This window comes from Candidatus Poribacteria bacterium (assembly GCA_021162805.1).
Taxonomy (GTDB): domain Bacteria; phylum Poribacteria; class WGA-4E; order B28-G17; family B28-G17; genus JAGGXZ01.
This window is the reverse complement of record JAGGXZ010000190.1, coordinates 18411-42310: the sequence shown is the minus strand read 5'-3', so window position 1 is coordinate 42310 and position 23900 is coordinate 18411. Positions and strand designations below refer to the sequence as shown.

General features: G+C 53.6%; 23 protein-coding genes. 13 read left to right on the top strand and 10 right to left on the bottom strand.

The genetic code is table 11. From position 1 onward, the window contains the following. Positions 1–5 precede the first annotated feature (5 nt). Together ruvB and J7M22_15520 are read right to left on the bottom strand one after the other, a co-directional pair. Positions 6–998, bottom strand: coding sequence for a Holliday junction branch migration DNA helicase RuvB (ruvB, locus tag J7M22_15525; protein MCD6508017.1), 993 nt, complete (start codon positions 996–998; stop codon positions 6–8). Between the two features lie 5 nt (positions 999–1003). Then, the gene (locus J7M22_15520) at positions 1004–1921 is read right to left on the bottom strand and encodes a PorV/PorQ family protein (protein MCD6508016.1); all 918 of its coding nucleotides are present in this window, start codon (positions 1919–1921) and stop codon (positions 1004–1006) included. A gap of 249 nt (positions 1922–2170) precedes the next feature. On the opposite strand from J7M22_15520, the gene J7M22_15515 reads away from it, so the two are divergent. From J7M22_15515 to J7M22_15455, 13 genes are all read left to right on the top strand, one after another. Then, positions 2171–3229 carry a Gfo/Idh/MocA family oxidoreductase gene (locus J7M22_15515; GenBank protein MCD6508015.1) on the top strand — a complete coding sequence of 353 codons (1059 nt, stop codon included), beginning with the start codon at positions 2171–2173 and terminating at the stop codon, positions 3227–3229. A 5-nt stretch (positions 3230–3234) separates the two neighbouring features. Next, complete coding sequence (locus J7M22_15510; protein ID MCD6508014.1) at positions 3235–3786, top strand: Fe-S-containing hydro-lyase; 552 nt, start codon at positions 3235–3237, stop codon at positions 3784–3786. Then, on the top strand, positions 3774–3881 hold the full coding sequence (locus J7M22_15505) for a hypothetical protein (GenBank protein MCD6508013.1): 108 nt from the start codon (positions 3774–3776) through the stop codon (positions 3879–3881). Before J7M22_15510 ends, J7M22_15505 begins: the two co-directional genes overlap by 13 nt. Continuing rightward, positions 3878–4831 carry a thioredoxin-disulfide reductase gene (gene trxB / locus J7M22_15500; protein MCD6508012.1) on the top strand — a complete coding sequence of 318 codons (954 nt, stop codon included), beginning with the start codon at positions 3878–3880 and terminating at the stop codon, positions 4829–4831. Before J7M22_15505 ends, trxB begins: the two co-directional genes overlap by 4 nt. 22 nt (positions 4832–4853) lie before the next feature. Continuing rightward, positions 4854–5672 carry a carbon-phosphorus lyase gene (locus J7M22_15495; GenBank protein ID MCD6508011.1) on the top strand — a complete coding sequence of 273 codons (819 nt, stop codon included), beginning with the start codon at positions 4854–4856 and terminating at the stop codon, positions 5670–5672. A 13-nt stretch (positions 5673–5685) separates the two neighbouring features. Beyond that, positions 5686–6336 (top strand): riboflavin synthase, encoded by a 651-nt coding sequence (locus J7M22_15490; GenBank protein MCD6508010.1) that lies wholly within the window; start codon positions 5686–5688, stop codon positions 6334–6336. A 14-nt stretch (positions 6337–6350) separates the two neighbouring features. Beyond that, positions 6351–7631, top strand: coding sequence for a bifunctional 3,4-dihydroxy-2-butanone-4-phosphate synthase/GTP cyclohydrolase II (locus tag J7M22_15485; GenBank protein MCD6508009.1), 1281 nt, complete (start codon positions 6351–6353; stop codon positions 7629–7631). Next, positions 7588–8055: a 6,7-dimethyl-8-ribityllumazine synthase gene (locus J7M22_15480; protein MCD6508008.1), complete on the top strand. Its 468-nt coding sequence runs from the start codon at positions 7588–7590 to the stop codon at positions 8053–8055. Before J7M22_15485 ends, J7M22_15480 begins: the two co-directional genes overlap by 44 nt. After that, positions 8003–8482 (top strand): transcription antitermination factor NusB, encoded by a 480-nt coding sequence (nusB, locus tag J7M22_15475; protein ID MCD6508007.1) that lies wholly within the window; start codon positions 8003–8005, stop codon positions 8480–8482. The genes J7M22_15480 and nusB overlap by 53 nt, the downstream gene beginning before the upstream one ends. After that, a complete protein-coding gene (locus J7M22_15470) occupies positions 8479–10254 on the top strand; it encodes a hypothetical protein (protein MCD6508006.1) in 1776 nt (591 codons plus the stop codon). The genes nusB and J7M22_15470 overlap by 4 nt, the downstream gene beginning before the upstream one ends. Then, positions 10223–10783, top strand: coding sequence for a redoxin domain-containing protein (locus J7M22_15465; GenBank protein MCD6508005.1), 561 nt, complete (start codon positions 10223–10225; stop codon positions 10781–10783). Before J7M22_15470 ends, J7M22_15465 begins: the two co-directional genes overlap by 32 nt. Before the next feature lie 349 nt (positions 10784–11132). Then, a complete protein-coding gene (locus tag J7M22_15460) occupies positions 11133–11411 on the top strand; it encodes a hypothetical protein (GenBank protein ID MCD6508004.1) in 279 nt (92 codons plus the stop codon). A 117-nt stretch (positions 11412–11528) separates the two neighbouring features. Then, positions 11529–14909 carry a hypothetical protein gene (locus J7M22_15455; GenBank protein MCD6508003.1) on the top strand — a complete coding sequence of 1127 codons (3381 nt, stop codon included), beginning with the start codon at positions 11529–11531 and terminating at the stop codon, positions 14907–14909. Positions 14910–14998: 89 nt separating this feature from the next. On the opposite strand, the gene J7M22_15450 is transcribed toward J7M22_15455, so the two are convergent. The 8 genes from J7M22_15450 to J7M22_15415 form a co-directional block, all read right to left on the bottom strand. Continuing rightward, entirely contained in the window at positions 14999–16687 is a 1689-nt protein-coding gene (locus J7M22_15450) for a DUF4910 domain-containing protein (protein MCD6508002.1), read from the bottom strand. A 40-nt stretch (positions 16688–16727) separates the two neighbouring features. Then, positions 16728–17312, bottom strand: a complete 585-nt coding sequence (locus J7M22_15445; GenBank protein ID MCD6508001.1) for a PilZ domain-containing protein — start codon at positions 17310–17312, stop codon at positions 16728–16730. A 1-nt stretch (position 17313) separates the two neighbouring features. Further along, positions 17314–17649: a hypothetical protein gene (locus J7M22_15440; GenBank protein ID MCD6508000.1), complete on the bottom strand. Its 336-nt coding sequence runs from the start codon at positions 17647–17649 to the stop codon at positions 17314–17316. A gap of 207 nt (positions 17650–17856) precedes the next feature. Next, positions 17857–19113, bottom strand: a complete 1257-nt coding sequence (locus tag J7M22_15435; GenBank protein ID MCD6507999.1) for a phenylacetate--CoA ligase — start codon at positions 19111–19113, stop codon at positions 17857–17859. Beyond that, positions 19094–21058 carry a BatD family protein gene (locus J7M22_15430; protein ID MCD6507998.1) on the bottom strand — a complete coding sequence of 655 codons (1965 nt, stop codon included), beginning with the start codon at positions 21056–21058 and terminating at the stop codon, positions 19094–19096. The genes J7M22_15435 and J7M22_15430 overlap by 20 nt, the downstream gene beginning before the upstream one ends. A 6-nt stretch (positions 21059–21064) precedes the next feature. Next, entirely contained in the window at positions 21065–21589 is a 525-nt protein-coding gene (locus tag J7M22_15425) for a tetratricopeptide repeat protein (GenBank protein ID MCD6507997.1), read from the bottom strand. After that, complete coding sequence (locus J7M22_15420) at positions 21547–22578, bottom strand: hypothetical protein (GenBank protein MCD6507996.1); 1032 nt, start codon at positions 22576–22578, stop codon at positions 21547–21549. Before J7M22_15420 ends, J7M22_15425 begins: the two co-directional genes overlap by 43 nt. A gap of 202 nt (positions 22579–22780) precedes the next feature. Further along, on the bottom strand, positions 22781–23641 hold the full coding sequence (locus J7M22_15415; GenBank protein MCD6507995.1) for a sulfite exporter TauE/SafE family protein: 861 nt from the start codon (positions 23639–23641) through the stop codon (positions 22781–22783). Positions 23642–23900: the final 259 nt, after the last annotated feature.

Sequence of the window (23900 nt, the reverse complement as noted above, 5' to 3'; positions counted from 1 at the left end):
ACCGCTCACCTCCACAGCATCTCCTGTTTTTCGTCTCCGCAGGGAATTCCCAGATGTTCGTAAGCGGCTCTGTTCACGACCCTGCCCCTGGGGGTGAGGGTTATGAATCCGAGCTTGATGAGATACGGCTCATATACGTCCTCGACAGTTCTGGCGTCCTCACTGACGGCGGTGGCTATGGTGTTCAGCCCGACCGGGCCGCCGTTGAACTTCTCGATCATGACCCGCAGTATCCTGCGATCCATATCCTCCAGCCCCAGTTCGTCTATCCCATACATCTCCAGAGCTTCTCTGACGGTCTGAAGCGTGATGACACCATCCCCTTTAACCAACGCGTAGTCCCATACCCTCCTCAGATGTCTCTTGGCGATCCTCGGCGTCCCGCGCGATCGACATGCGATCTCATAGGCCGCATCCTCCTCTATCCTTATCCCGCCTTTTTCGGCGTTCATCAGTATGATCGTTTTAAGCTCCTCGGGCCGGTAATAGTCGAGCCTGAGGTGTATTCCGAACCTGTTTCTGAAAGGAGCCGTCAGCAACCCTTCCCTCGTGGTCGCGCCGACGAGCGTGAACTTCGGAAGAGGAATTCTGACGACATTTGCGCTCGGCCCCTGTCCTATTGTGATGTCCAGAACGTAATCCTCCATCGCCGGATAGAGGGTCTCCTGGACGACGGGTTTCATCCTATGTATCTCGTCAACGAAGAGCACATCACCATCCTGCAGGTTGGTCAGAATGGCCGATAGATCCAGCCTTTCCAGGGCCGGGCCTATTGTGGGCTTGAAGCTGACGCCCATCTCGTGGGCTATGATCTCGGCAAGGGTGGTCTTACCCAGCCCCTGAGGACCGACGAGGAGAACATGTTCCAGAGGCCGCCTCATCCTTTTAGCGGCCTGTATGGCGATACGCAGTTTATCCTTGACACCCTCCTGACCGACGAACTCGTCCAGGTTTCTGGGGCGCAAGGAGTATCCTTCGAATTCCTCCTCCATATTCATCACCGTTAAAACTTCGCCAGAAGCGAGAATCTGTGGGTGGGGCCGAGCTCTCCGTAGCTGGCAAAGGCGTAATCGATCTGATAGTTCTCGATGCCGAATCCCAGTCCTATCCTCAGGCCCGAGAGGGCGCCGAGGTCGTTTCCTCCGACCTCATATCTATATCCGGCCCTCAACGATAGGAGCCTCAGCGTCTTGATTCCGATGCCGAATCCTATAGAAGGCGAATCGTCCAGCGGTTTCCTCAGATCTGCCGAAAAGGCCATGTTCCCTCCCGCCAGCCTGTAGGCGATCCCTCCGCTGAGGATAACCGGCATGGAGAACTCCTCCTGTGAGAACCTCACCTTGGAACCCAGGTTATGCGCCGTCACTCCGAGCGACATCGGGCTTCCCGGCAAATCGTATATCACGCCCATATCGATCCCAAAAGCATGTGCGGAGCTTTGGTCTATCTCCTCGTTAACCGATTTGCCGGTTACGCCCATAAACAGGGTGTCGGAGATCCTGATCCCCGCCGACAGGCTCAACGCCAGATCATATGGCCTGAAAGTGCCCATGAGGTTGCCCTGAGTGTCTCGACGATCGATCTGTCCATATGAGAGATAATTAACCGTCACGGCGAATCCCCCAACCTGGCCGATCGGATGTGCGAATCCCGCGAACTCGTGCTTTATACCCTCAAACCACTCGCCGTGCATAAACCCGATCTGGCTCTGCTGCACGTAGCTCAGACCGGCCGGATTCCAGTAGGCTGCGTAAAGATCGCCCGTCAATGCCGTGACCGACTCGCCCATGCTTATCGCCTCAGCACCGATCCCGATTTTGAGGAAGGTCATCGCCATCGTCCCTGAACTTTCATCCACATCCCCCCTGGCGAACGCCGCCAAGATGAGGAGAACGAGGCAAACCCCGCCTTTCCGGATCAAAGTCGAACCTCCATCATCACTCTGCATCACGTAGATTATAGCCTGTAGATAGGGATTTGTCAATAAAGCGATGCAGCCGATCTCCACGATCAAAATGAGAGGAGGTTAGCCTATACGCCCGCAGCTTCTTGGGCCCTGGTATGTTTTAAACCATCGTGAATCGAGAACACCCTGGAAAGGATGTATTTGACTTAATTCGACCGATTATGTTACATTATACCTGTGAAAATCGAGCATGGAGAGGATAAAATGGCAGATAGGGAGATTGGATTCGGCGTGGTCGGCCTGGGCATGGGTAAACACCACGCCAAGGCGATCGTACAGGCTAAAGGGGCAAGGCTTATCGCCGTATGCGATGTTGACGAGAACAGGTTGAATTCAACAGCACAGGAGTTCAACGTCAAGGGATATAAGGACTACGATGAGATGCTGAATGATCCCGAGGTGGAAGTGGTCAACATCTGTACGCCCAGCGGCATGCATGCCGATATGGCCATAAAGGCCGTAAGGGCGGGAAAACACGTGATCGTGGAAAAGCCGGTCGATATCTCCGTTGAGAAGATCGACAAACTCATAGAGGAAGGGCATAAGGCTGGGGTGAAGATGTCCGGCATATTTCAGTCCAGGTTCACCCCGCTTAACAAACGGATCAAGAAGGCCATCGATGAAGGCAGACTGGGTAAGCTCACGGGGATACATGGACTGGTACTGTGGTGGAGAGCGCCCAGCTACTATCAGGGGCCTCACGGAAGCTGGAAGGGCACTTGGAGCGTGGACGGCGGCGGATCGCTCATGAATCAGGGCATTCATACCGTAGACCTCATCCAATGGTTCGGCGGTCGAGTCAAATCCGTCTACGGCTCCTTCGGTGTCTTCGGCCACGATATAGAGGCGGAGGATAAGACCGTGGCGGTGCTGAAGTTCGAAAACGGAGCGCTGGGGACCCTTACCACGACCACAGCCGCATATCCCGGCCTTTCGACCTACATGTACATCCACGGGCCTAAAGGGAGCATAGTCAAGGAGGACGACACGCTGAAGATATGGAAGATCCAGGGGGAGGATATGCAGAAGGAAGAGGAATACATGTTGAGCCTCTATGGCCCAAAGGAGAAGCGCGGCGTCACAACCTCCTCCGATCCCATGGCCGTCGGATCGACAGGGCACGTCGGACAGATCGAGGACATGGTCCAGGCTATACTGGAGGATCGGGAACCGTATATCACGATCGAGAGCGCCAAACATGCCGTCCAGATCGTCAACGCGATATATGAATCCGGCCGCACGGGCAAGGAGATCTTCATCTGAGTAGGATGCGATATCACGATCTATCGACGCCTCTCAGCGATAAGGATATCGCCAAGCTGCGATCAGGGGATAGGGTCAGATTGAGCGGGGTGATCTACACCGCCCGCGACGCAGCTCACAAACGGATGGTGGAAACCATCCGAGCCGGTAGATCCCTCCCTTTTGATCCGCGCGGAGGCGTAATATATTACGTCGGCCCGGCACCCGCTAAGCCCGGATCGATCATCGGCCCTGCCGGGCCGACCACTAGCTCACGCATGGACCCATATACGATCCCACTGCTGGAGCTCGGGCTTAAGGGGATGATCGGAAAAGGCGAGAGGAGCGAGGAGATTAAAAGAGCGATGCGACGTTTCAAAGCGGTGTACATGACGGCTGTGGGAGGGGCTGCTGCCCTGATATCGAAACACATAATCTCCTGCCAGATCATAGCATACCACGATCTCGGAACCGAGGCCATTAGAAAGCTAGTTGTACGGGATATGCCCCTTTTCGTCGTCAACGACATATACGGAGGCGATCTTTATGAAGAGGGAAAAAAGAGATGGCGAAGGTGAGGATATATTCGAAGGCGGGATGCCCCTTCTGCGTGAGGGGCAAGAGGATGCCGGACAAACACGGGATCGAATACGAGGAGGTAGAGGTAAGATGATCGAGGCCGATTGGGATGTTGCCATCCTGGGCTCAGGACCGGCTGGATTGACGGCGGCCATATATTGCGGCAGGGCCGAGCTTAAAACCGTGGTCATAACCGGAAGGGAGATAGGCGGGCAGATCGCCCTCACTGAAAACTTGGAGAATTTCCCCGGCTTCCCCGAGGGAGTGCCGGGGGCGGAGTTCGTCCAGCTCCTGCAAAAGCAGGCTGAGAAGTTTAAAGCTCAGTTCGAGTTTGATGAGATCACGGAGGTGGATCTATCGTCCCATCCCTTCAGACTGAAAACCTATGGGGGAGAGTTTACCTCCAAATCGGTCATAATTGCCACCGGGGCTTCGCCCAGAAAACTGGGGGTGCCCGGCGAGGCGGAGTATACCGGAAGGGGAGTTTCATACTGCGCCGTATGCGACGGATTCTTCTACAGGGATAAAAAGGTGGCCGTCGTCGGGGGAGGCGATAGCGCCGTCGAGGAGGGGATCTACCTCACGAAATTCGCCGACGAGGTGATCATCATCCACAGGCGGGATCGGCTCCGCGCCAGCCAGCTCCTGCAGGATATGGCCTTCGCCAATGAGAAGATCAGATTCGTGTGGGACTCCGTCGTCGAGGAGATAGTAGGGGATGAGAACGGGGTCAAAGGCGTGAAGATCAGGAACGTCAAGACCGATGAGCGGTCTTCACTCGATGTGGAAGGTGTGTTCATCTACATCGGACATGAACCTAACACGAAGATGTTTGAGGGTCAACTCGATATGGACGAACGCGGTTTCATACTGACTGACGACCGCCAGCGCACGAATGTAGAAGGGGTGTTCGCGGCCGGGGATGTCCAAGACCCGCTGCACAGACAGGCGGTCGTAGCCGCCGGAACGGGAGCGGTGGCGGCGATAGAGGCCGAGAAGTTCATCGCTGCCCTCGAAGGGAGGTCCTATCCGGGAGGACCATAGGCGATGGGTGGGAGGGGAAAAGATGAAGGTGAAATTCCTGGGCACGGCCGCCGCTGAGGGCTGGCCCGGGGTTTTCTGTGAGTGCGAGAACTGCCGCAGGGCGAGGGAGGCAGGCGGCAAAAACATCAGAACGAGATCCTCACTTCTGCTTAACGATATCTATAAGGTCGACCTGCCGCCCGATACATATCTGCATGTGCTGAAATATGGCCTTAACCTGGCCGAGATCGAACATATATTCATAACCCATTCACACCAGGACCACTTTTACTTTGAAGAGCTGAACATGAGACGTCCTCCTTTCGCACATATGGCCGAGGGCAGGGTTACGACCATATACGGCAACGATAAGGTGGGCGACGCTATCGCCTCTATGGTCGAAAATCCAGGATACAGGCTGAGGTTCAGAAGATGCGAGCCGCTCAGAAGCTTTACGGCGGGAGATATGAAGGTTACGCCCATGAGAGCCGATCACGCCTACGATCAGGTGGCGATGTTCTACCTGTTCGAATATCTGCCCGAGGGTAAAACCGTGCTGGTCGGGTTTGATACAGGATGGTATCCGCCCGATACATGGGAGGCCCTGAGCCAGTTTAGATTGGACATGGCCATATTCGATTGCACCAACGGGGCACGTGAGGGCAGAAGGGGACATATGGGGATAAGCGCTGTCGTGGAGCTGAAGGTGGAACTTGAAAAGATGGGTGTGCTGAGGGCCGATTCCCTCTGTTTCGCCACCCATTTCTCGCATAACGGCGGGCTGCTCCACCACCAGCTCGAGGAGGCGCTCGGTCCATACGGGATCCAACCGGCATATGACGGGCTGGAGGTAGAGCTTTAACGGAGAGAGGGCGATGTTCACGGGCCTTGTCGAGGAGATGGGTAAAATCGAGAGGATATCGACACAGGGTGAGGGGAAGAGGATGAGGATATCCGCCGAAAAGGTGTTGGAGGAAACGAAAGTAGGCGACAGCATCGCCGTCAACGGCGCATGCCTGACGGTCACTCAGATCGATGAAGATGGATTTGCGGTGGATCTCTCTCCTGAAACCCTGCGCCGATCTAACCTCGGCGATCTATCCCCCGGAGACATGGTTAATCTGGAGCGGCCGATGAGGTTGAGCGACAGGTTGGGTGGGCATCTGGTTCTGGGACACGTCGATGAGGTCGGCGTTATCCGATCGATAGCGAGGGAGGGCGAATCGGTAGTAATGGCGGTTCAGGTCTCGCCCGGTGGGATGAGATATATCGTGGAAAAGGGTTCGGTGTGTATAGACGGCGTGAGCCTCACCATCGCTGCCATAAGGGATAACACCTCCTTCGAGGTGGCTTTGATACCACATACCTTAAAGGTGACGACCTTGGGGCTAAAAGGGCCGGGTGGCAGGGTCAATGTGGAATATGATATCATAGGAAAATACGTCGAGAAGCTGCTGACCCTGAAGGAGGATCAGGATAAAAGAGGGGTCACGATTGAATTCCTTAGGGAACACGGTTTTATCTGAGGGGTGATGTCCGGATGAAGAAGGGAGATGAATTCAAATTCAACACGATCGAAGAGGTGATAGAGGATATCCGTCGGGGTAAGATGGTGATAGTGGTCGACGATGAGGATCGGGAGAATGAGGGTGATCTCCTGATGGCGGCTGAGAAGGTGACGCCTGAGAGCATAAACTTCATGGCCAAATACGGCAGGGGCTTGATCTGTCTTCCGGCGACGCGGGAGAGGCTCGAGCAGCTCGATATCCCGCCGATGACCAGCAGAAGCAACGCCCATCTCAACACCGCCTACATGGTTTCCATAGATGCCAGTGAGGGCATAACCACGGGGATATCCGCCTATGATAGGGCCGTGACGATCAGGAAGTTCACCGATCCGAACGCGGTACCCAGCGATTTCGTTCGACCTGGTCACGTCTTCCCGCTTCAGGCGGTCGAGGGCGGGGTTCTCAGGAGGGCGGGGCATACCGAGGCGGCGGTCGATCTAGCCAGATTAGCGGGACTCTTCCCGGCAGGGGTTATATGCGAGATAATGAAGGATGATGGAACCATGGCGAGGCTGCCGGATCTGATGCGGTTCGCTCGAGAACATGGCCTTAAGATCATAACGATCGCCGATCTGATAGAGTATCGAAGGAGAACTGAAAAGCTCGTCAGGAGGATCGCATCGGCCAACCTGCCGTCGATCTACGGAAACTTCAAGCTTCTGGTCTATCAGAGCCTGCTGGACGGCAAGGAGCACCTCGCCCTCGTCAAGGGAGACGTATCAAGTGACGAGCCCGTTCTGGTCAGGGTGCACTCCGAATGCATGACGGGGGATCTGTTCGGATCGCTGCGGTGTGACTGCGGCGAACAACTGCGCCAGGCTCTCAGGATGATCGAGAAGGAGGGCAGAGGCGTGCTGGTCTATATGCGACAGGAAGGGAGGGGAATCGGGCTGGCCAATAAGATCAAAGCCTATGAGCTTCAGGAACAGGGATTGGATACGGTCGAGGCCAACGTGAAATTGGGATTCCCGCCCGATCCGCGCGACTACGGCATCGGAGCTCAGATACTGGTCGATCTCGGCGTTAAGAAGATCAGGCTTATGACCAACAACCCACGCAAGAGGGCGGGCCTCTCCGGATACGGCCTCGAGATCGTCGAACGGGTCCCGATAGAGGTTAAACCCAATAAGTTCAACAGGAGATATCTGGAGACAAAACGCACAAAGCTCGGTCATCTCCTGTTTAACCTCATACCTGAGGAGGAGAAAGATGGCGAAGGTACACGAGGGGAACCTGGTAGCGACGGGTCTTAAATTCGGCATCGTCGCCAGCCGGTTCAACGTCTTCATAACCTCACGACTGCTTGACGGAGCCCTGGACGCCTTACGTCGACACGGGGCGAATGAGGAGGATATAGAGATCTTCTGGGTGCCCGGATCGTTCGAGATTCCCCCCATGGCTAGAAAGCTGGCTCTATCGGGGAGATACGATGCCGTGATATGCCTTGGGGCGATAATTCGGGGCGCCACTCCGCATTTCGAATACGTTAGCAGTGAAGCGGCTAAGGGAATCGCCCAGGTCGCCATGCAGACCGAAGTGCCGACGATCTACGGCATCATCACCGCCGATACGATCGAACAAGCCATAGAGCGTGCCGGTACTAAGATGGGCAATAGAGGTGCCGATGCCGCTGTCGCAGCGATCGAGATGGCCAATCTCTATAAGGAGATGGGCTGAAAAGGTGACCAGAAGACGACTCGCTAGAAAATATGCCCTTAACATGCTTTATCAGTCTGAGCTCAGACCTGACGAGCCTATAGAGGAGATCATCTCCCAGTTCCGGAAGAGGGTGGATGTCGATCCGGAGATCAAGCGGTTCGCCGAGCTACTGGTCAGGGGAACGATGGAGCATCTTCAAGAGATAGATGGGGTTATAGAGAAACACTGCGAGCACTGGGAGATACATCGCATGGCCACGCTGGACAGATGCATACTCCGGTTCGCCGCCTTCGAGATCCTCTTCCTTGATGATATTCCCCCTGCAGTGACCATAAATGAGGCGATCGAAATTGCAAAGGAGTTCTCCACGGAGGATTCCTCCAAGTTCATAAATGCCCTGCTCGACAGGATCAAAGATGATGTGGTGAAAGGAGAGGAGCCGTGAGAAAAACAGCTGTAGTCCTCCTGATCCTCCTTCCGTCTCTTGCCTTCGCCTTGGGAGGAGTGGATGTTCTCTCGCAATTCGGGGGAAAGGGTGAGGGCGATGGCATGTTCAGCCGTGAAACCTTCTGGGAAATCGACTCAAAAGGAGATATCTACGTCTCGGATCAGGAGCTCAACAGGGTGCAGAAGTTCTCGCCTGACGGCAAGCTTCTACTCAAGATAGAGCAACCCATAAAGAGCCCAAAATTTAGATTCAGATCCATATCGGATATCTCCATTGATTCGTCGGGCAGGATATATCTCCTGGATTGGAAGATAAAGCCCAGGAAAGGGAAAGAGGTTTATGATTATCTGGTCTGCGTTCATATCTTTTCTCCGGAAGGCAAATTTATCAGGGATGTAGATCTGAGCGGGATCGGAATGCCGAAATATCGACTGGCCTCCGCCGCCTTGGCCGTCCTGCCCGACGGCGAAAGCGGCCTCCTCATCCCACATGGGGATCCTAAACGCGAGCTGCACATGGATGTATCCCCTCTGGGCGATCGGATCTACGTGTTGGATGGAAGGGAGATATACCTCTTCGATGGGAACGGCAAGCTGTTGGGCCGTTTCGGCATGGATGGGCTGGATTCGCCCGTCGATATCAGCTTCGATGGCAAGAACATATGGGTTCCGGACGATAGCATCCACAAAATCTTCAAGCTGTCCCCTGACGGGAAGATCGAACTGTCGATCGGGGGATACGGTTACGGGAGGGGGAAGTTCATAAGCCCGTTCTGGGTTTCCACGCTGAAGAACGGATCGATCGCCGTCCTGGACAAAGCTGCCCTTAAGCGATTCGCCCCGACTATCTTGAAGCGTCGCACGGGTGAACCGGTTAAGATCGATCCCGATATGCCTGAGGAGCTGATCAAATCGACGAACAGGGTGGAGAAAGTGATCTTCAGGAGGATTCAGAGGTTCTCGCGAGATGGAGAATTTCTGGGACAGACGACCATCAGACTGGATGAAGGAGATCTGATGAAAGGAGGGCTGCAGCCTCTATGTGTCGGGCCAAACGGAGAGATATATCTCCAAAACCCCGAGACCCTCCGCGTTTTCAGGGCGATCCCCGCTCACCCCCTTTCAGAGCTGCTGAGGCGTTCGGAAAGGGAGGTATCGCTCGGCCTCGATCTGATAAGGGGAAAGGTGGAAATCGATAACCCCGACGATCTGGACGCAAAGCGAGATTATATCGAACAGGCGAAGGCGACGAGGTTTACGGGAGGGCTTAACCTGAGACATGACCTGGATGAGAGGACAAGGGCTGAGCTTTCGGGATTCGGGTACTATATATTCTATCGGTATGAGGATCACTATTCGCAGATGGACATAAGGACTAGGATGAACCAAGATGATAAAACGCTTGAGGAGATCGGCGGGGTCATGGGGCAAATCAACCTGGATATCAAGCTCAGCCCGGAGCCCTACGATTACCGTACCGCCTCCTTCTACGCCTTCATCGGCCGGGGGATATACAACTTCGTCAATGATGCATTAGCCCCCAGTAATAGGAGATACCTGGATTGGAACATGTGGTATACCGATTGGGGGGGAGGACTGCGATATGGCTTGAGCAAAAACTGGAATTTCGCCCTTTCGGTTCTCAGCACCCCCGCCTGGTATTACGACTATGAGGGAGACTACATAGACGAATACGGTTTGTTAACCAACACCTTCGCTTTAAGGGGGAGATATACAGTTGTTAGGTTTTACCTTCAGGGGAATCTCTAACGTCATCGCGGTCATTCTAATCTCCTTTCTCCCGATTGTCTGGGCTGCGGAGAAGGAAGTCGGGCTCAAAATCGGCCAGAAGGCGCCCGATTTCTCGCTCAAGGATGTCTATGACAAGGAGTATCGGCTCTCCAAGATGAAGGCCACTCTGATCATCCTGATATTCGGCAACAGAAAAACCCGTAAGGAGGCGGATAAATGGGCTATGTCAGTTAAAAGGGAGTTCGGGGATCAGCTCAAAGAGCGGGGGAAATTGATCGCCCTACAGGTGGGCGATGTCAGCAGTAAACCCTTCTTCATAACCCGATCCTTCGTTAAGAGATGGCTCAGGCGTAACAAGACGATCCTACCCATGCCGCTGGATTGGGATGGTAGGATCTTCAAGCTCTATAAGATCCCCAAGAATAGGCCGATGATCTACCTCATCCAGAATGGAAGGATCGTCTGGAAAATGGCATCCAAAATGGAGAAGGAGAAGCTCGAGGAGTTCAAAACGGCTGTTAAGCGGTTTATGAAGCCGGATACGTAAGATTTTCTCACCTCTAAGGCTGTTCCATTCTGTCTAATATTTCCTTCGATCTCTCCTCCCGTCTTTTAAGATATGCGGAGAACCTGCCAGAGTTTACAGCTTTGCAGAGCAGCTCGTCCTCCTTAGCCCGTCTCTCGAGATTTGGATCACGTTTGTCAAGGAGCGATTTCCGCTGTTGTAAGCGCAGCGCCCAACACCCCTACGGGGATACAACATGATAGGATGTGAGGTCTTGTGCTTCTAAAGTTCTCCCATCAGATATCCGATATGTAAGATGGAGAAATCTAAAGCCCAGCGCCCAAGGGGAATAAGAGCAAATTGATAAGAAGCCTAAAAAGGGGTGAGTTATGTGAGAGCCGGTCGGCTTGATGCCGCTCATCAAAATATCATGGGCAATCTGTTGAGCACCCATAGGGTGAATCGACTTCAGGATATCTCGCTCTCCAATCAGGAGAATCGATTCATCCAACAGCTTCAGCGGGCGATCGAGGAGTCCAAACCTAAGGTGAAGTCCACCCCTCAGACACAAGGCAAGAAGGTCAAGGAGAGAGAAGCCGGAGGCGGCCGTCATCGAAGGAAACGGGAGGATGAGGAGGATAAGGAACATAAGGTCGACCTGATGGTATAAAGTCCGAGTAAACCCACCATCGCCGGAATATCCTTGACAACTTAGCCCCGTAGCTTGTATAGTTCCCTTGTAGCGAAATAGCTGAATGATGAACCTCCATGAAAAGGTGCAGGTGGGATGGAGAGATCAGAAGAGATAAAACGCGAGCTGAAAGGGTTAAGCATAAGGTGGAAACTGCTTATCTTACTCGGCGGATCCATGTTATGGCTGGGCCTTTCCCTTATCATATTCGGATCGGTATTTCTGTTGGTTCGTCTGCCGATGCCGGGGATCGCGAGGTTCACGCTTTTCCTGATCGGCGTTGCCGCGACGCTGTTGCTGTTCTGGAGGTGGATCATCAGAAAGGTATTGGCCGACACGTCCCCGTTAAATATGGCCCGCAGGATCGAGAGGATCTACCCGAACTCGAACGCTGCCGTTATAACTGCCCTTCAGCTCGGAGATAGTCCCGAAGTTGAAAGGCTTGGATATCTGCGGGAGTTCCTCGATGAGACGATCCGACAGGCTGCGGAATTTATGAGGGGGATCGATCTCCGAAGGATCTACCTCGATGAGCTGAGATCGATCAGACGATCCACCCCTATCCTTCTGATCGGAGCGGTTCTGTTTTCCCTCTCCCTTCTCCTCTCGTCCGATTCGCTCGGTTTGATCTTTGAGCTGTTTCAGGGGAGGGCTGAATCGCCGATCAGGATCCTATCGCCTAAGATCGTGGAGGTCTCCCCCGGGAATTATCAGGTCAGATCAGGGCAATCGATTAAGGTGATGGCCAGGGTCGTGGATAACATCAGGGATCACCCCGTCATGCTTTTCTATCGGCTGGAAGGCGGGGGATGGCATCAGGCGATCATGACGAAGGAGGAGGCGGAGATCTACGGGATGAAACTCGAGAACCTCGCCCGTTCCATCGAATATTACGTTTCGGTTTCCGGCTCCGAATCGCCCAGATATAGGATCTCCGTCATACGGGAGCCGATGCTGAGCCGATTCAGATATGAGATCGTATATCCCGCCTATACCGGACTTTCGCCTCAGATGCTGGAACCGAACTCCGGCGACATAAAGACGCTCATCGGGAGCATCGCAAAACTCACGGCCGAAAGCACCAAACCGCTTCAGAGGGCGAGCATACAGTTCAAAAGTGGAAGGAAAGTCGAGCTGAAGATCACCGATGGCACCTCATTATCGGGCCAGTTCAGGCTGGAGAAAGAGGACAGATATCACTTCGAGCTGCTCGATACGGAGGGGATCTCCAATTCCAACCCTGTCCGTTACATGGTGACTCCCGTCGGGGATGAACCGCCTAAGCTCCAATTCATCTCACCCGAAAGGGAGGTGATCCTGGATGAATCGATGCTTTTGCCGATCCAGGTCGCCGCTGAGGACGATTTTGGGATCGCATCCCTGAGCCTCGTTTATAGGATAAAAGGAGGTGAAGAGGAGAAACGGATTGAGTTGAGAAGGTTCGATAAACCTATTACGGCGATAAACTTCGATTACACCTGGGATCTTTCAAATCTGAACCTCCTGCCCGAGGATGAGGTTCATTACTTCGTCGAGGCCAGGGATGCGAATGATCTTACAGGGCCGGGGATCGGAAGGACTGAGGTCTACATCGCCCGGATGCCCTCAGTGGAGGACCTGCTGGCGGGATTTGAGGAGAAACAGCGGAAAGGGGAGGAGACGTTGAGGGAGATGGCGCGTAGAGGGGCTGAGATCCAGGACGTCGTGGACAAGATCATCGAGAAGCTTAAAAGGGGCGAGCCGCTTTCATGGGCCGAACGTAAAGAGTTGGAACAGGTGATCCAGACACAGAGGGAGCTCGATGCCCAACGCCGAAAGATGGCCGATACCCTCAGACAGCTCACAGGGGAGATAGAGAAAAACGATCTCTTCTCGATCGAGATGGTTCAGAAGATACAGGAAATGCAAAAGCTGTTTGAGCAGGTCGCCTCGGACGAATTGAAAGAGGCGATGCGTAAATTATCCCAGGCGCTTGAAAAACTCAGCCAAACCGATCTTCTTAAAAACCTCCAATCCGCGAGATTGAACCAGGAGGAATTCCTCAAGCGGATAGAACAGATGATCGAACAGCTCAAACGCCTGGCCGTCCAGCAGCAGATCGAAAAAGCTGCCAGGATCGCTAAGGAAATAGACGAGACACAGCGCAAGATCATATCCGCCCTGGAGGAGATGCTCAACCGGGACAGGGTCGAGCGGACAAGGGAACTGGCAACTCAGGAGGAAAACCTCTCACAGAAGCTCGGATCGCTTCGGAAGCAATTGGATAGATCCGTGGAGGAGACGAAAAAAAGGAACGCATATCAGGAGCTCATCCCATACATGCAGAAGATAGGTGAAGGTGTTTCGTCTGAAAGCCTTAAAGATGATCTGAGCTCCGCGGCGCGGTATCTGCGCTCTTCCAAACCTCAAGGGGCTCTAGTTCCGGCTGGTAGGGCGATGAAGGAGCTTTCCGAGATAAGATCCGCCCTTGAGAACCTGCTGGAGACGATGCGAGGACAAGATGCATCCGAACTGGTCAACGCAATAGATTCGGCTGTCGAGGAGGGACTGGTATTGCTTGAGAGACACTCATCTCTCACGAAGAGGATGGAAAGGCTGATCAGGTCGGGGTTCATATCCGACGAAATACAGGAGGAGTTCAGAACGCTGACGCCCGAACAGCAGGTCATATCCGAAGGGGTTGGAGCGATAGCGGAAAGGTTGTCCGAGATAGGAAGGAAACAGATGGGCTTGGACGCTCAGATCATCTGGCAGATGGAATCGGCGCAGGATGGTATGAGAAGATCGATTCGGGCGATCGAGGACGGAAGACCAAACCTCGCCCTACCGATCAGCAGAGAAGCGCAGAACGAGCTCTCCTCGACGATCCTGAAGCTCCTTCAGACCCTGGATAAGATCAATCAGCAGATGACAGCCGCTGGCCTGGAAAGGATGTTCGAGCAGCTTCAACAGTTGGCACAGGAGCAGGCGAGATTGAACGAAATGGCACAAAATTTATATAACCGGATCAGGCAAAGGGGAATGACCCCAACGCTTGAGAGACTGCTTAAACAGATGGCCCTCGAACAGCAGATGATCCGTGAGGCACTTGAAAGGCTGGCCGACAGAATGGATAAACTCTCCCAGGTTCTCGGAAGCCTTAAAGATGTAGCAAAGGAGATGAGAGATGTAGAGGGGAACCTGAGAAGGAAACGTCTGAATCAGGAGACCCTTCGAAAACAGAAGGAGATCCTCACCAGAATGCTTGAAAGCGAAAAATCCCTTCAGAAACAGGACGAAAAGAGCAGGAAGCGGGAGGCGACAACCGCCAAACGGATCTTTACCCCTTCAAAGGCGAAAGGGATAAACCCCGATCTGCTCAAGGTCAGAAAAGAACTTCAAAAAGGGCTTCAGTCCGCCTTCGATGCTCCCATACCTGAGGGATATCGCGACTTGGTCAGAAGATACTATGAACTGCTTTCGGAGAGCGTGAGATAGAATCAATATACCGCACGTTAGGACGTTTAACGCTCCAACATTCAACGTTCTAACGCCTCCAGGCTGAATGCTGATAGCTCCTATAATGACTACAAATGGCTATCAATGACAACAAATGACATCTCTTGGAGGAAACTGAAGAACTCGGCGAGATCATCGGGAACGCGGTCGAATTCCAGCTTCAGCATCTCCCTTATCAGACTCAACGGATGATTTCCGTCGGCCCACCACCAGGCCGCCAGATATGGTCCCCACCATCGTGGACTGCTCCTCACAACCCTCCATCTATCCGGTGGGATTCCATCCAACGTCAGGGGACCGACGAGATATCGCCTCGGTCCCGATCCGGGTTTGCCCTGAGGGATTTTCATCGTGAGGGAGGAACTGAGATCGTCGGGCAAAACCGCGAGACCTTCGTTATAAAGCTTCTCGATCTGGCGTCGATCGAATGATGCGAGGATATAGGCAACTCCTGCAGTCAAAGAGGCCAGATCCTTAAGCGATCGGGGATCAACTTTATCGGGGGTATCCTCGCTGTTATGCCAGTAATCCCCTCCATCACCCATCTCGAACCACAGGTTGGGAACTCCGATAAGGGGTTCACAGAGGAAGTTATCCCCAGCGAGGGTATACCTGTGAAACCTCAGTTTATCCGGCCTGTGGGCGATCCTCTCATAGAAGATCTGAGCGATCCGGACTACGGCGCCGTCGATCGGAGAACGACAGCAGAGGGGATTGAGGTATATTGTCAGATTTGAATCGTCCGAATCGTAATCCCCTGCCCCACCATCGACATTTATAGCCGCCGGGGATCGGCGAAGCCTTTCGATATTTCTCGTCGTAAAAGCCATCATACCATATGATTCGGGCATCATCAGGAATCGTATGGATCTAGCGGGAGGTATCAGTTTTCCCGATCGGATCATCTCGCCCAACGCTCGAGCGGCCTCGATGAGAGCGGCTGCCCCGGAAGCGTTATCGTTGGCCCCCTGTTCGTTTATATGGGCCGTCAGGAGTATCTCCTCATCAGGCTGCTCCCTCCCCACGATTCTACCGGTAGCATATGCCAGTTCACCTTCATATAGCTCGCTCGACACGATCGCTTTGGCTTTAAGCTCATATCGGCGTGCGAGCCGGCGAAGCCGATTCCCCTCCTTCGGCGATAGCATAATCCCCCAGATCCTGCTATCCCCCTTATGCATCACCCATCCGCCGGGCGAATCGCTCCATGTGTTAATCCACTGTATTGCGTCGGGGAGTTCCTTTGATCTGATCCAATCGCTTATGATGCCGAGGGCACCTTTACGGGCAGCGATCGACTTGATGGAGACGGGATTCGACGGCGTGAAGAGAATACAACCCTTTATATCCCTCCTCTCGATTTCATCCGGAGTGCCTCTCTCAAGCAGGATCAACCTCCCCTCAACGCCCTCCGGCCTTGTGGGGGCGCTCCACATGACGAGCCGATTGGGGTTCTCCTTAAGTGTGAAGGTAAAGCGTTCATCTGTGGAGACATCGATTTCCAAGCGTGCGGCCAGCGGCTCCCATGAGAGCGGCATGATCCAATCGCCGAATTTAGTCTCGCCATCGGCCGGAAATGTGATCCTCTCACTCTCCTCCATTCCGAAGAGCCAGAGCATATCGGCGCAATATTCAGCGCTCTTCCGATATCCGTCGAAGCTCGACCACCTGTCGCGTGAGTATATCTCCGACATATATCCCCACGCCCGCTCTCCTGAAACGTTCCGGTGGATATATCTCAAAAGCTCTTCAATCATGACGACACCTTCGAGATTTCGCTCAGGGGAAACATAAGCGTTATATCTTCCTGGGTAGAGGTGTCCTGGGAAGCAAAGAGGGTTTTCCCCTGCGAAGCGAATTACAATATTCGACGATGATCTCCCTGTCCCTCTCGTTTATCTCCACGAAATCGCAGGCTATCTCCATTTTCTCTGAGAGTGAGGTTTCCCTCCTCACCGAGATCACCCTGGCCAGGAGCGATATATCGCCTAAGGACGGTATTTCCAGGGTCAGCTCAAGGAGCTCATCCTTCTCCGCCCTCACCCCTCCGGTAAACCTGACTCCCGAGCCGCTGAGGTCAATCGTCCTGCCTCTGTTGAAGGTCCGTGAGCTTCTCAGTTCAATTCCAAGGTGATCCATGATAGCGTCGAGCTTACGGTTGATTTCCTGAAGTATCTGGAGTATGGCAAGGTCGAGCTCGCGCGAGCGGAAGGAGGTGGAAGAGGATAGGGCGCGGGGGCTCATCCGTGCCCTCTCCGAAGAGGGGTGAAGCCGGATGAGCTCGCGCATACTTTCAAGCTCGGCCTCGGATACAGCGCGGTAGTAGATTGGGATGGAGGTCTTGACTCTTATGAACCTTCGTTTCTCGTCTATAATCTCCATCTTATCCGAAGGCGCTTTCGCCAGGGAGGGGCTTATTTTCACTTCGGGCGTAATCATAAAGCTGCTGACATAAGGTCAGCACATCCTCTATCAGCTCTATCCCGCAAAGCTCCCTCGCCCTTATCCAGAGGTCAGCGAACTCCACGGCTGCGACAGCGTTATCCATGAAGTTCCTCCTGAGCAGCCCACCGGCTAAAGCGTACTGCCTATCCCTCCTTGGCCAATCGTCCATCCTATCGTCCAAATACCAAAGGTCCACGAGCAGAACATCGAACGGGACCTTCACATTGAAGGATAACATCCTCTCGAACAGAAGGTTCTTGATCTCTGCAGCCATGGCGATGCTCCCTAGGCCCAAGAGAATTGGCGGTTTAACGATGTAAATTGTGAGCAACAATCATGCCAGATTCCAACATCCGCCAGGAACCCAGCGGATACGGACGTTCACAGACCTGAAGTTTAATTCGATAAACACCATCTTGCACGATCCGTGCAAGCATTTGCATAATCTGTGAAGACATTTTCACAGATCATACCTTGACCTTCAAGCATGGATTGATCTGGGCTCGACCAGCTTCACCTGCACCGGGATGCCGAGCTCCCCCTCGAGAACCTCCCTCATTCTCTCCTCCAACTCCATCAGCTTTCTGACCTCATCCACAAACATCCCCGATGACATCTCGATATGTACCTCGATCCCCTCCGGGACTCCCTCGCTTTTGAGGAGCACCATCTCAAACCGCGGTTTTTCGCCCTGGATTTCAGCCAGGATTCTTTCGATCTGTGAAGGGAAGATATTAACGCCTCTTACGACGACCATATTATCAGTTCTCTCCATAACTCTGCTCATCCTCACCGTCATCCTGCCACAAGGACATGGAGATCGATCCAGGGACGTGAGGTCTCCGGTGCGATATCTTATAAGCGGGAACGCCTCCTTCGTTATGGTGGTCAGCACCAGTTCTCCCATCTGCCCGTCAGGCAGTCTCTCCCCCGTGGATGGATCGATCACCTCGGCTATGAAGTGATCCTCGAAGATATGAAGGCCGTTTTTCCGCTCGCATTCCACGGACACCCCCGGCCCTATCACCTCGCTCAGGCCATAGCAATCTATCGCCGTTATATGAAGTGTGTCCTCGATCTTCTCCCGTACCGATTCGGGCCATGGCTCGGCTCCGAAGATGCCCACCCTCAGAGAGAGCTCCGCCGGAGCGACGCCGGATCTCTCCACAGTCTCGGCTATCTGCAGAGCGAAAGAGGGCGTGCAGGCAAGGGCGGTGGTCTTGTAGTTTCGCATGATCTCCACCTGCTTTTCGGGCGAGAGTCGGGAACATGGGATGACGGTCGCCCCTATCCTCTCAGCACCATAGTGAAATCCCAAAGCGCCTGTAAAAAGCCCATAGTCGAATGCTATTTGAACCACATCTTCCTTCGAGACGCCGGCGGCGTAAAGCGATCTCGCCATGAGCTCCGTCCAATGTTCAACATCGTTGCTCGAATATCCAACCACTATCGGCTCACCTGTGGTGCCCGATGTAGTTTGAAGCCTCACCACCTCCCTCAGCGGCAGGGCGAACATCCCATAGGGCTGATTGACGCGGAGGGTCTCCCTATCCGTGAAAGGTATCCGTCCCAGATCATCAAGCGATGTTATCTCCTCGGGGGAGATCCCCGCCTCATCGAAAAGCCTCCTGTAAAACCCGACGTTCCTGTAAACTCTGTTCAAAACGGCTTGAAGCCTCTCAAGTTGGAGCTGTTCTATCTCCTCCCTGGGGAGGGTTTCATATTCGCTCCATATCATTCCATAAGCCCTCCTGATCAAGAAGAATTAGCTTCTCCCTTTTAACCCATCCTCTCTCACCTGAGGGGATGGTTACTTTGAACCAGCCCTGCCTTCGAGATTCGATTCTGACCTTCGATCCGGCATGAAGTTGGATAAAAGCGGAAGCGGATTCAACCGGCATCTCTTTCACCTCAGCGCTATCAGCGACGATAACCCCCTCTTCATGGTTCATCGTAACCCTGAGGCCAAAAGCCAGGAGTGAGATCGCCAGAAGGAGGCCGAAGATCCGTGCCAAATTCCTCCCGATAACCCATCCCCCCCATAAATACAGGTTCAGGAAAAGGAGCGATAACCAATATAGGGTGAGGGAAAGACCGATAATCTCAACGCCGCGTATCCTTTTCAGAAGATAAAATGGGCCTGAAAGATCATCGGCGAAATCGAACCTATCCCTCCTGAGCGCCCTGGCATACATCAACGCTTTGATAAGATCATCATCGCGCGGCATCGTCTCATGGGCCCTTTCCAGCCATAGAATCGCCCCCGCCGGATCACCCATCCTCAGATATGTCAAACCGATGTCGTAATACAGCTTGCCATCCCTATACCTTTCGGCAAGGAGCAAGTATCTATCGAGCGCCTCGTCGTAGTCCCCTGACTCATAGAGCTCCGTCGCCTCTTTGAGGATCGGGTGTGGATCGATCGAGGCGAGCGCCGAAGGCAGGACGAAGATCGCCGCCACAGAGATCAACCTCCTCAACCATCGTTTTATCCTCTGGAATGTGATCTCCCTTATCACCCGGACAACTTCCCTTTTCACCCCCGGATCGATCCTGCCTCCGGGCGAAAACCTGGACATCTCACACCGGGCGAGCAGTTCGTTGAGATCGGAGACGGATTCACCGTCAAATCCCATTTCCTTAAGTGCCGATATCATCCTCGCCCTGAAGGGAGATATTGGGGAGCCGAGGATCTCCTCGATGTATCCGCGGACGGCCCTGATGATACCATCAGGATCATCCCCGATTCCGCCAAGCTCATCGGTAAACCGTCTCATCGCCAGCCAGTTCTTCATTGGCTCGTGTTTTCCGACCAGGATGAGGATCAACGGGAGAAGAGGTAGGATCTGAAGGGAGATGAACCAGGTTTCGGAGTAAAACGGCTTATCATCCTCCCTAAGCCGCTTCGGCCTTTTGAGCTTTGGAAATCCTAAACCGGGTATATCGAGACCGGTGAGCCGGAGCGCCTTGGATCGAAGCGTATGGATCCGACCGTCATGAGGATCGAAGACGGATATCTCTGCCGGTGGAATTCTCAACTCGCCGGCGCCTCGAGGTATGAGCGAATATCTGAATATGGCCTCGCTTTCGAGTTTCGGGGTGCCGATTAGGATCCGGCGATTCTCGCCGATCATCTTGACCTCTAGCCCTGAAGGCCAGCTTATCCTCGGCCTGGGGATCAGATCCGGATCGCCATCGCCGACCAGTTGGATCTCACATCCGATCTGAGTTCCCAAGAAGGTTCTATATGAGCTCAGGCGCGTCTCGATCCTCCATCTCCCCACTGGGCCGGAGAATCCCGGAGGAAGGGGATGAACCTCAAGGGAAACCTCATTTCCGATGATCTTCTCATCTTCCAGGGAGGCAGCCGCTGGCGGTATATGGATCGGCCCCGGCTTTTGCGGGAAGAGGATATACCTGAAGGAGTCAACCCTGTACTCCCCGCCGAACCGGTTCTCATATCTCACCTCAGGTTCCTCCGAGACCGCATAGGACTTCAGACCGGCTGAGGCGAAATCCGGTTCATCGAGGACGATCCCACCTGAAGCCGGATATATCCTGTATATGACCTCAATCGTATAGATCACCCTCTCCCCGACCGAGCATTCGGATCGGTCGAGATGGGATCTTACGATCAGATCGGGTTGAGCGAAGAGAAGGAGGACATATAGGGTCAGGATCATAACATCTCACCAGTCAGGCCCAGCGGCGTTTTCTTCCGTCCAGTCTGATCTCATCATTTCATCCCATGCGAGGGTTTCGCCGTGGGATGTACCCGGGCTTATCCCTCCTGGTTTAACCTTCTCTGCCTCACGCCCCTCGCGCTCTCTCCTTCCCGATCCGGCGGATATGTCGGAGAGCCGAAGGGCGATTTCGAGATTGAATTTGGCGTCCATATCTGACGGATTGATAAGCAGGGCATTCTCATAGCAGCTTATGGCCTCAGAGGGCCTACCCGATTTCAGATAGCAGTTTCCGAGGTTATAGTACGCCATCTCCAGCGTCTCAGGGTCCTTTGATTCAAGCGCCCTCTGATATCGATCCATAGCCGCTTCGAATCTTCCCTCATCGTATAGATCGTTCCCAGCCTGGAGGTTCGAGCGAGGAGTATCCCTCCGGAGAGCGCCTATGAGAACGGCGATCAGCCCCGCCATCAGGATAGCTGAGCCAGCTAGGAGTTTGAAGGCGTCCTTTCGATCTCCACCTTGACGCATCTGTAACCGGCCTCCTCATAGGCCTCTATGAGCCTACAAGCATCCTCCTCGCTCCGATACATAACTATAACCGCCCCGCCTGAGCCGGGAAATTTGGACGGCAGGCCTAGATTCCGAGCGATCTGGATCATCTCCAGATTTCTCCGCCCGATCGCCTCATCGCCATATATCTGACGGCGCAGATCGAAGTTGGCGTTCATAAGCTCGCCGACCTTGTCGTAATTTCGTCTTATCAGGGCATCCCGCATCTCGTCCGTAAATTGAGCGAAACTCCTCATCGCTTCGATCACCTCTGAATCCCCGCTTTGGAATCGGTACTTCACGTTACTGTGGATCTTGCCCGATTCAGAGGGTTCATCCGAGTAAGCGAGCAGAAGAGGAGGCATCAGACCGGAATCTATCGGCTCATATCGTCCATATCCCCTTTTTTCCATGAACTCCTCAGAGAAATCCATATATACCGTTCCGCCGTAGACCTGCACAACCCTATCCTGCAGACCGGCGCTTATGCCGAGCTCCTCCGTCTCAACGCTGAGGATCAGGTTCGGGAGTATAGGTTTCGGGATGGCGGCATATGAGATACCGTAGAACTTCATCATAGCCTTGACGGCGGCCGTGATGATGGCGCTTGAACCGCCCAATCCGACCTGTCTGGGTATGTTGGTCTCATACTCTATGGTGAAGTTCCTATCATCAAGCTCGATCTCATGTCTATCACAGAACTCCTTGAACTTCTTCCCGGCAGCGAAGAGCAACCTCAATCCACCGTAGTATCCATCTCGAATCGCCACCTCATATAGCTCTTTGAGGCTGGAGAACTCGGTCGGATCGTAAATCTTATGAGGTATTATCTGAAGTTTCGGGCTTTCCCAAAGCGTCACCTGGGCGTAGAAGTTGGTGATCGTGCTCGATATGGTCTTGCCGTAAAATCCATCCGAAGGATTCCCTATAAATCCTATCCTGGCAAACGCCTTCTCACGGATTATCATGGTCTAAGAACCTCCAAGCGGTCGATCTAGCCTTATTATACCAACCTTCAGCCCTATTTGAAAGGCATCTTGTCCCCGAGCGCGACTATAGATTGCTCCATGGCATCTCTCGCTTAAAATGATATTTCCTAGCTCAGGATAAGTCAACCCTGGAGGCGGAGATACCCATCATCTCCAGGGTATGGCTCCTTCTGCGATTAGATCAACGGAGGGTCCTGATAAGCTTGAATATCACCATCCCTGCGGCGGCGAGGGTCACGACGGAGAAATATCCTCTTATCCTTCGAGCTTTAACCCTCGATGTGAGAGCCGCACCGACCTGAGCTCCCGCTGTAGAGCCTATCATCGTATAGATCACCAGTTGAAGACTCACGTTTCCGCTTAGGGCATGACCTATCGTGCCCACAAACGCTGAGCATAGAACCAGGAAAAGGCTCGTTCCCACGGCCATTTTGGTCGGCACACCCAGAAGATAGACGAATATGGGCATGATCACCACTCCTCCTCCTATCCCGAGAAGGCCCGTCATCAGACCGATGATGAATCCGGCCATCAATATCATGGGTATGGAGACTTCGACCTGTTCCGCCACGGATATCTTGGGCGAGAGGCCTTTAAACCTCGTTCCAGGTTCACTTTCCCTTCCCGTCCACCTCCTCGCCTCCAGCCCCATCATCACCCCGATTCCCAGGAGCAGGAGGGCGAAGATGAGATTTAGGATCAGGTCCAAAGCGTTTATAGTAACGGAACCGATCCTGATCTGAGCCATGGATTTAAGCCCGTTAAGGAGATGAGTCCCCGCGAGGACGCCGGCGACGTTGCCCCCTAACATGATCAAACCGAGCTTATAGCTGATGTTGCCCAGTCGATGATGCCTTCTGAGGCCGGAGATGGAGGTGCCGATCATCTGACACAGCCCGCTTCCCACGGCTATATTATAAGGGATGTTCAAGATGATGTTCAGGGTGGGTGTCAACAGAAATCCGCCGCCGACGCCGAAGAAGCCTGAAAGCAACCCTATGACCGCTCCCACGATGATCGGTCCGATTGGATTAAGGCTCATTTTCTCCCATCTATTTACACTCAAATTCCCTTTGAGTGTAGCGGTTACCCATGAGGAGGAACGAGGAGAAAGGAAATCCGTTGCACGTTCAACGTTTAACGTTGTAACGTTTTCCGCTTCTGGTTCCTCCTTCCTTTTCGCCCTGAGAAATAAGCACTTTTGACCTCTCAGATCTTTGCTACACTCGGCGATAATATGAGCGTTTATTTAAGGTGGGGAATACCGCTGGATGCGAGAAGGGGGAAGAAGGCTCACATAC

Bases quoted from the DNA above. Each gene is read 5' to 3' on its own strand.
- J7M22_15480 (MCD6508008.1), top strand. From the start codon at position 7,588: ATGGCGAAGGTACACGAGGGGAACCTGGTAGCGACGGGTCTTAAATTC.
- J7M22_15450 (MCD6508002.1), bottom strand. From the start codon at position 16,687: ATGATTGAAGAGCTTTTGAGATATATCCACCGGAACGTTTCAGGAGAG.
- J7M22_15510 (MCD6508014.1), top strand. From the start codon at position 3,235: ATGCGATATCACGATCTATCGACGCCTCTCAGCGATAAGGATATCGCC.
- trxB (MCD6508012.1), top strand. From the start codon at position 3,878: ATGATCGAGGCCGATTGGGATGTTGCCATCCTGGGCTCAGGACCGGCT.
- J7M22_15515 (MCD6508015.1), top strand. From the start codon at position 2,171: ATGGCAGATAGGGAGATTGGATTCGGCGTGGTCGGCCTGGGCATGGGT.
- J7M22_15430 (MCD6507998.1), bottom strand. From the start codon at position 21,058: ATGATCCTGACCCTATATGTCCTCCTTCTCTTCGCTCAACCCGATCTG.
- ruvB (MCD6508017.1), bottom strand. From the start codon at position 998: ATGAATATGGAGGAGGAATTCGAAGGATACTCCTTGCGCCCCAGAAAC.
- J7M22_15495 (MCD6508011.1), top strand. From the start codon at position 4,854: ATGAAGGTGAAATTCCTGGGCACGGCCGCCGCTGAGGGCTGGCCCGGG.
- J7M22_15420 (MCD6507996.1), bottom strand. From the start codon at position 22,578: ATGATAATCCGTGAGAAGGCGTTTGCCAGGATAGGATTTATAGGGAAT.
- J7M22_15490 (MCD6508010.1), top strand. From the start codon at position 5,686: ATGTTCACGGGCCTTGTCGAGGAGATGGGTAAAATCGAGAGGATATCG.
- nusB (MCD6508007.1), top strand. From the start codon at position 8,003: ATGCCGCTGTCGCAGCGATCGAGATGGCCAATCTCTATAAGGAGATGG.
- J7M22_15505 (MCD6508013.1), top strand. From the start codon at position 3,774: ATGGCGAAGGTGAGGATATATTCGAAGGCGGGATGCCCCTTCTGCGTG.
- J7M22_15455 (MCD6508003.1), top strand. From the start codon at position 11,529: ATGGAGAGATCAGAAGAGATAAAACGCGAGCTGAAAGGGTTAAGCATA.
- J7M22_15440 (MCD6508000.1), bottom strand. From the start codon at position 17,649: ATGGCTGCAGAGATCAAGAACCTTCTGTTCGAGAGGATGTTATCCTTC.
- J7M22_15415 (MCD6507995.1), bottom strand. From the start codon at position 23,641: ATGAGCCTTAATCCAATCGGACCGATCATCGTGGGAGCGGTCATAGGG.
- J7M22_15425 (MCD6507997.1), bottom strand. From the start codon at position 21,589: ATGCGTCAAGGTGGAGATCGAAAGGACGCCTTCAAACTCCTAGCTGGC.
- J7M22_15445 (MCD6508001.1), bottom strand. From the start codon at position 17,312: ATGGAGATTATAGACGAGAAACGAAGGTTCATAAGAGTCAAGACCTCC.
- J7M22_15435 (MCD6507999.1), bottom strand. From the start codon at position 19,113: ATGATATGGAGCGAATATGAAACCCTCCCCAGGGAGGAGATAGAACAG.
- J7M22_15485 (MCD6508009.1), top strand. From the start codon at position 6,351: ATGAAGAAGGGAGATGAATTCAAATTCAACACGATCGAAGAGGTGATA.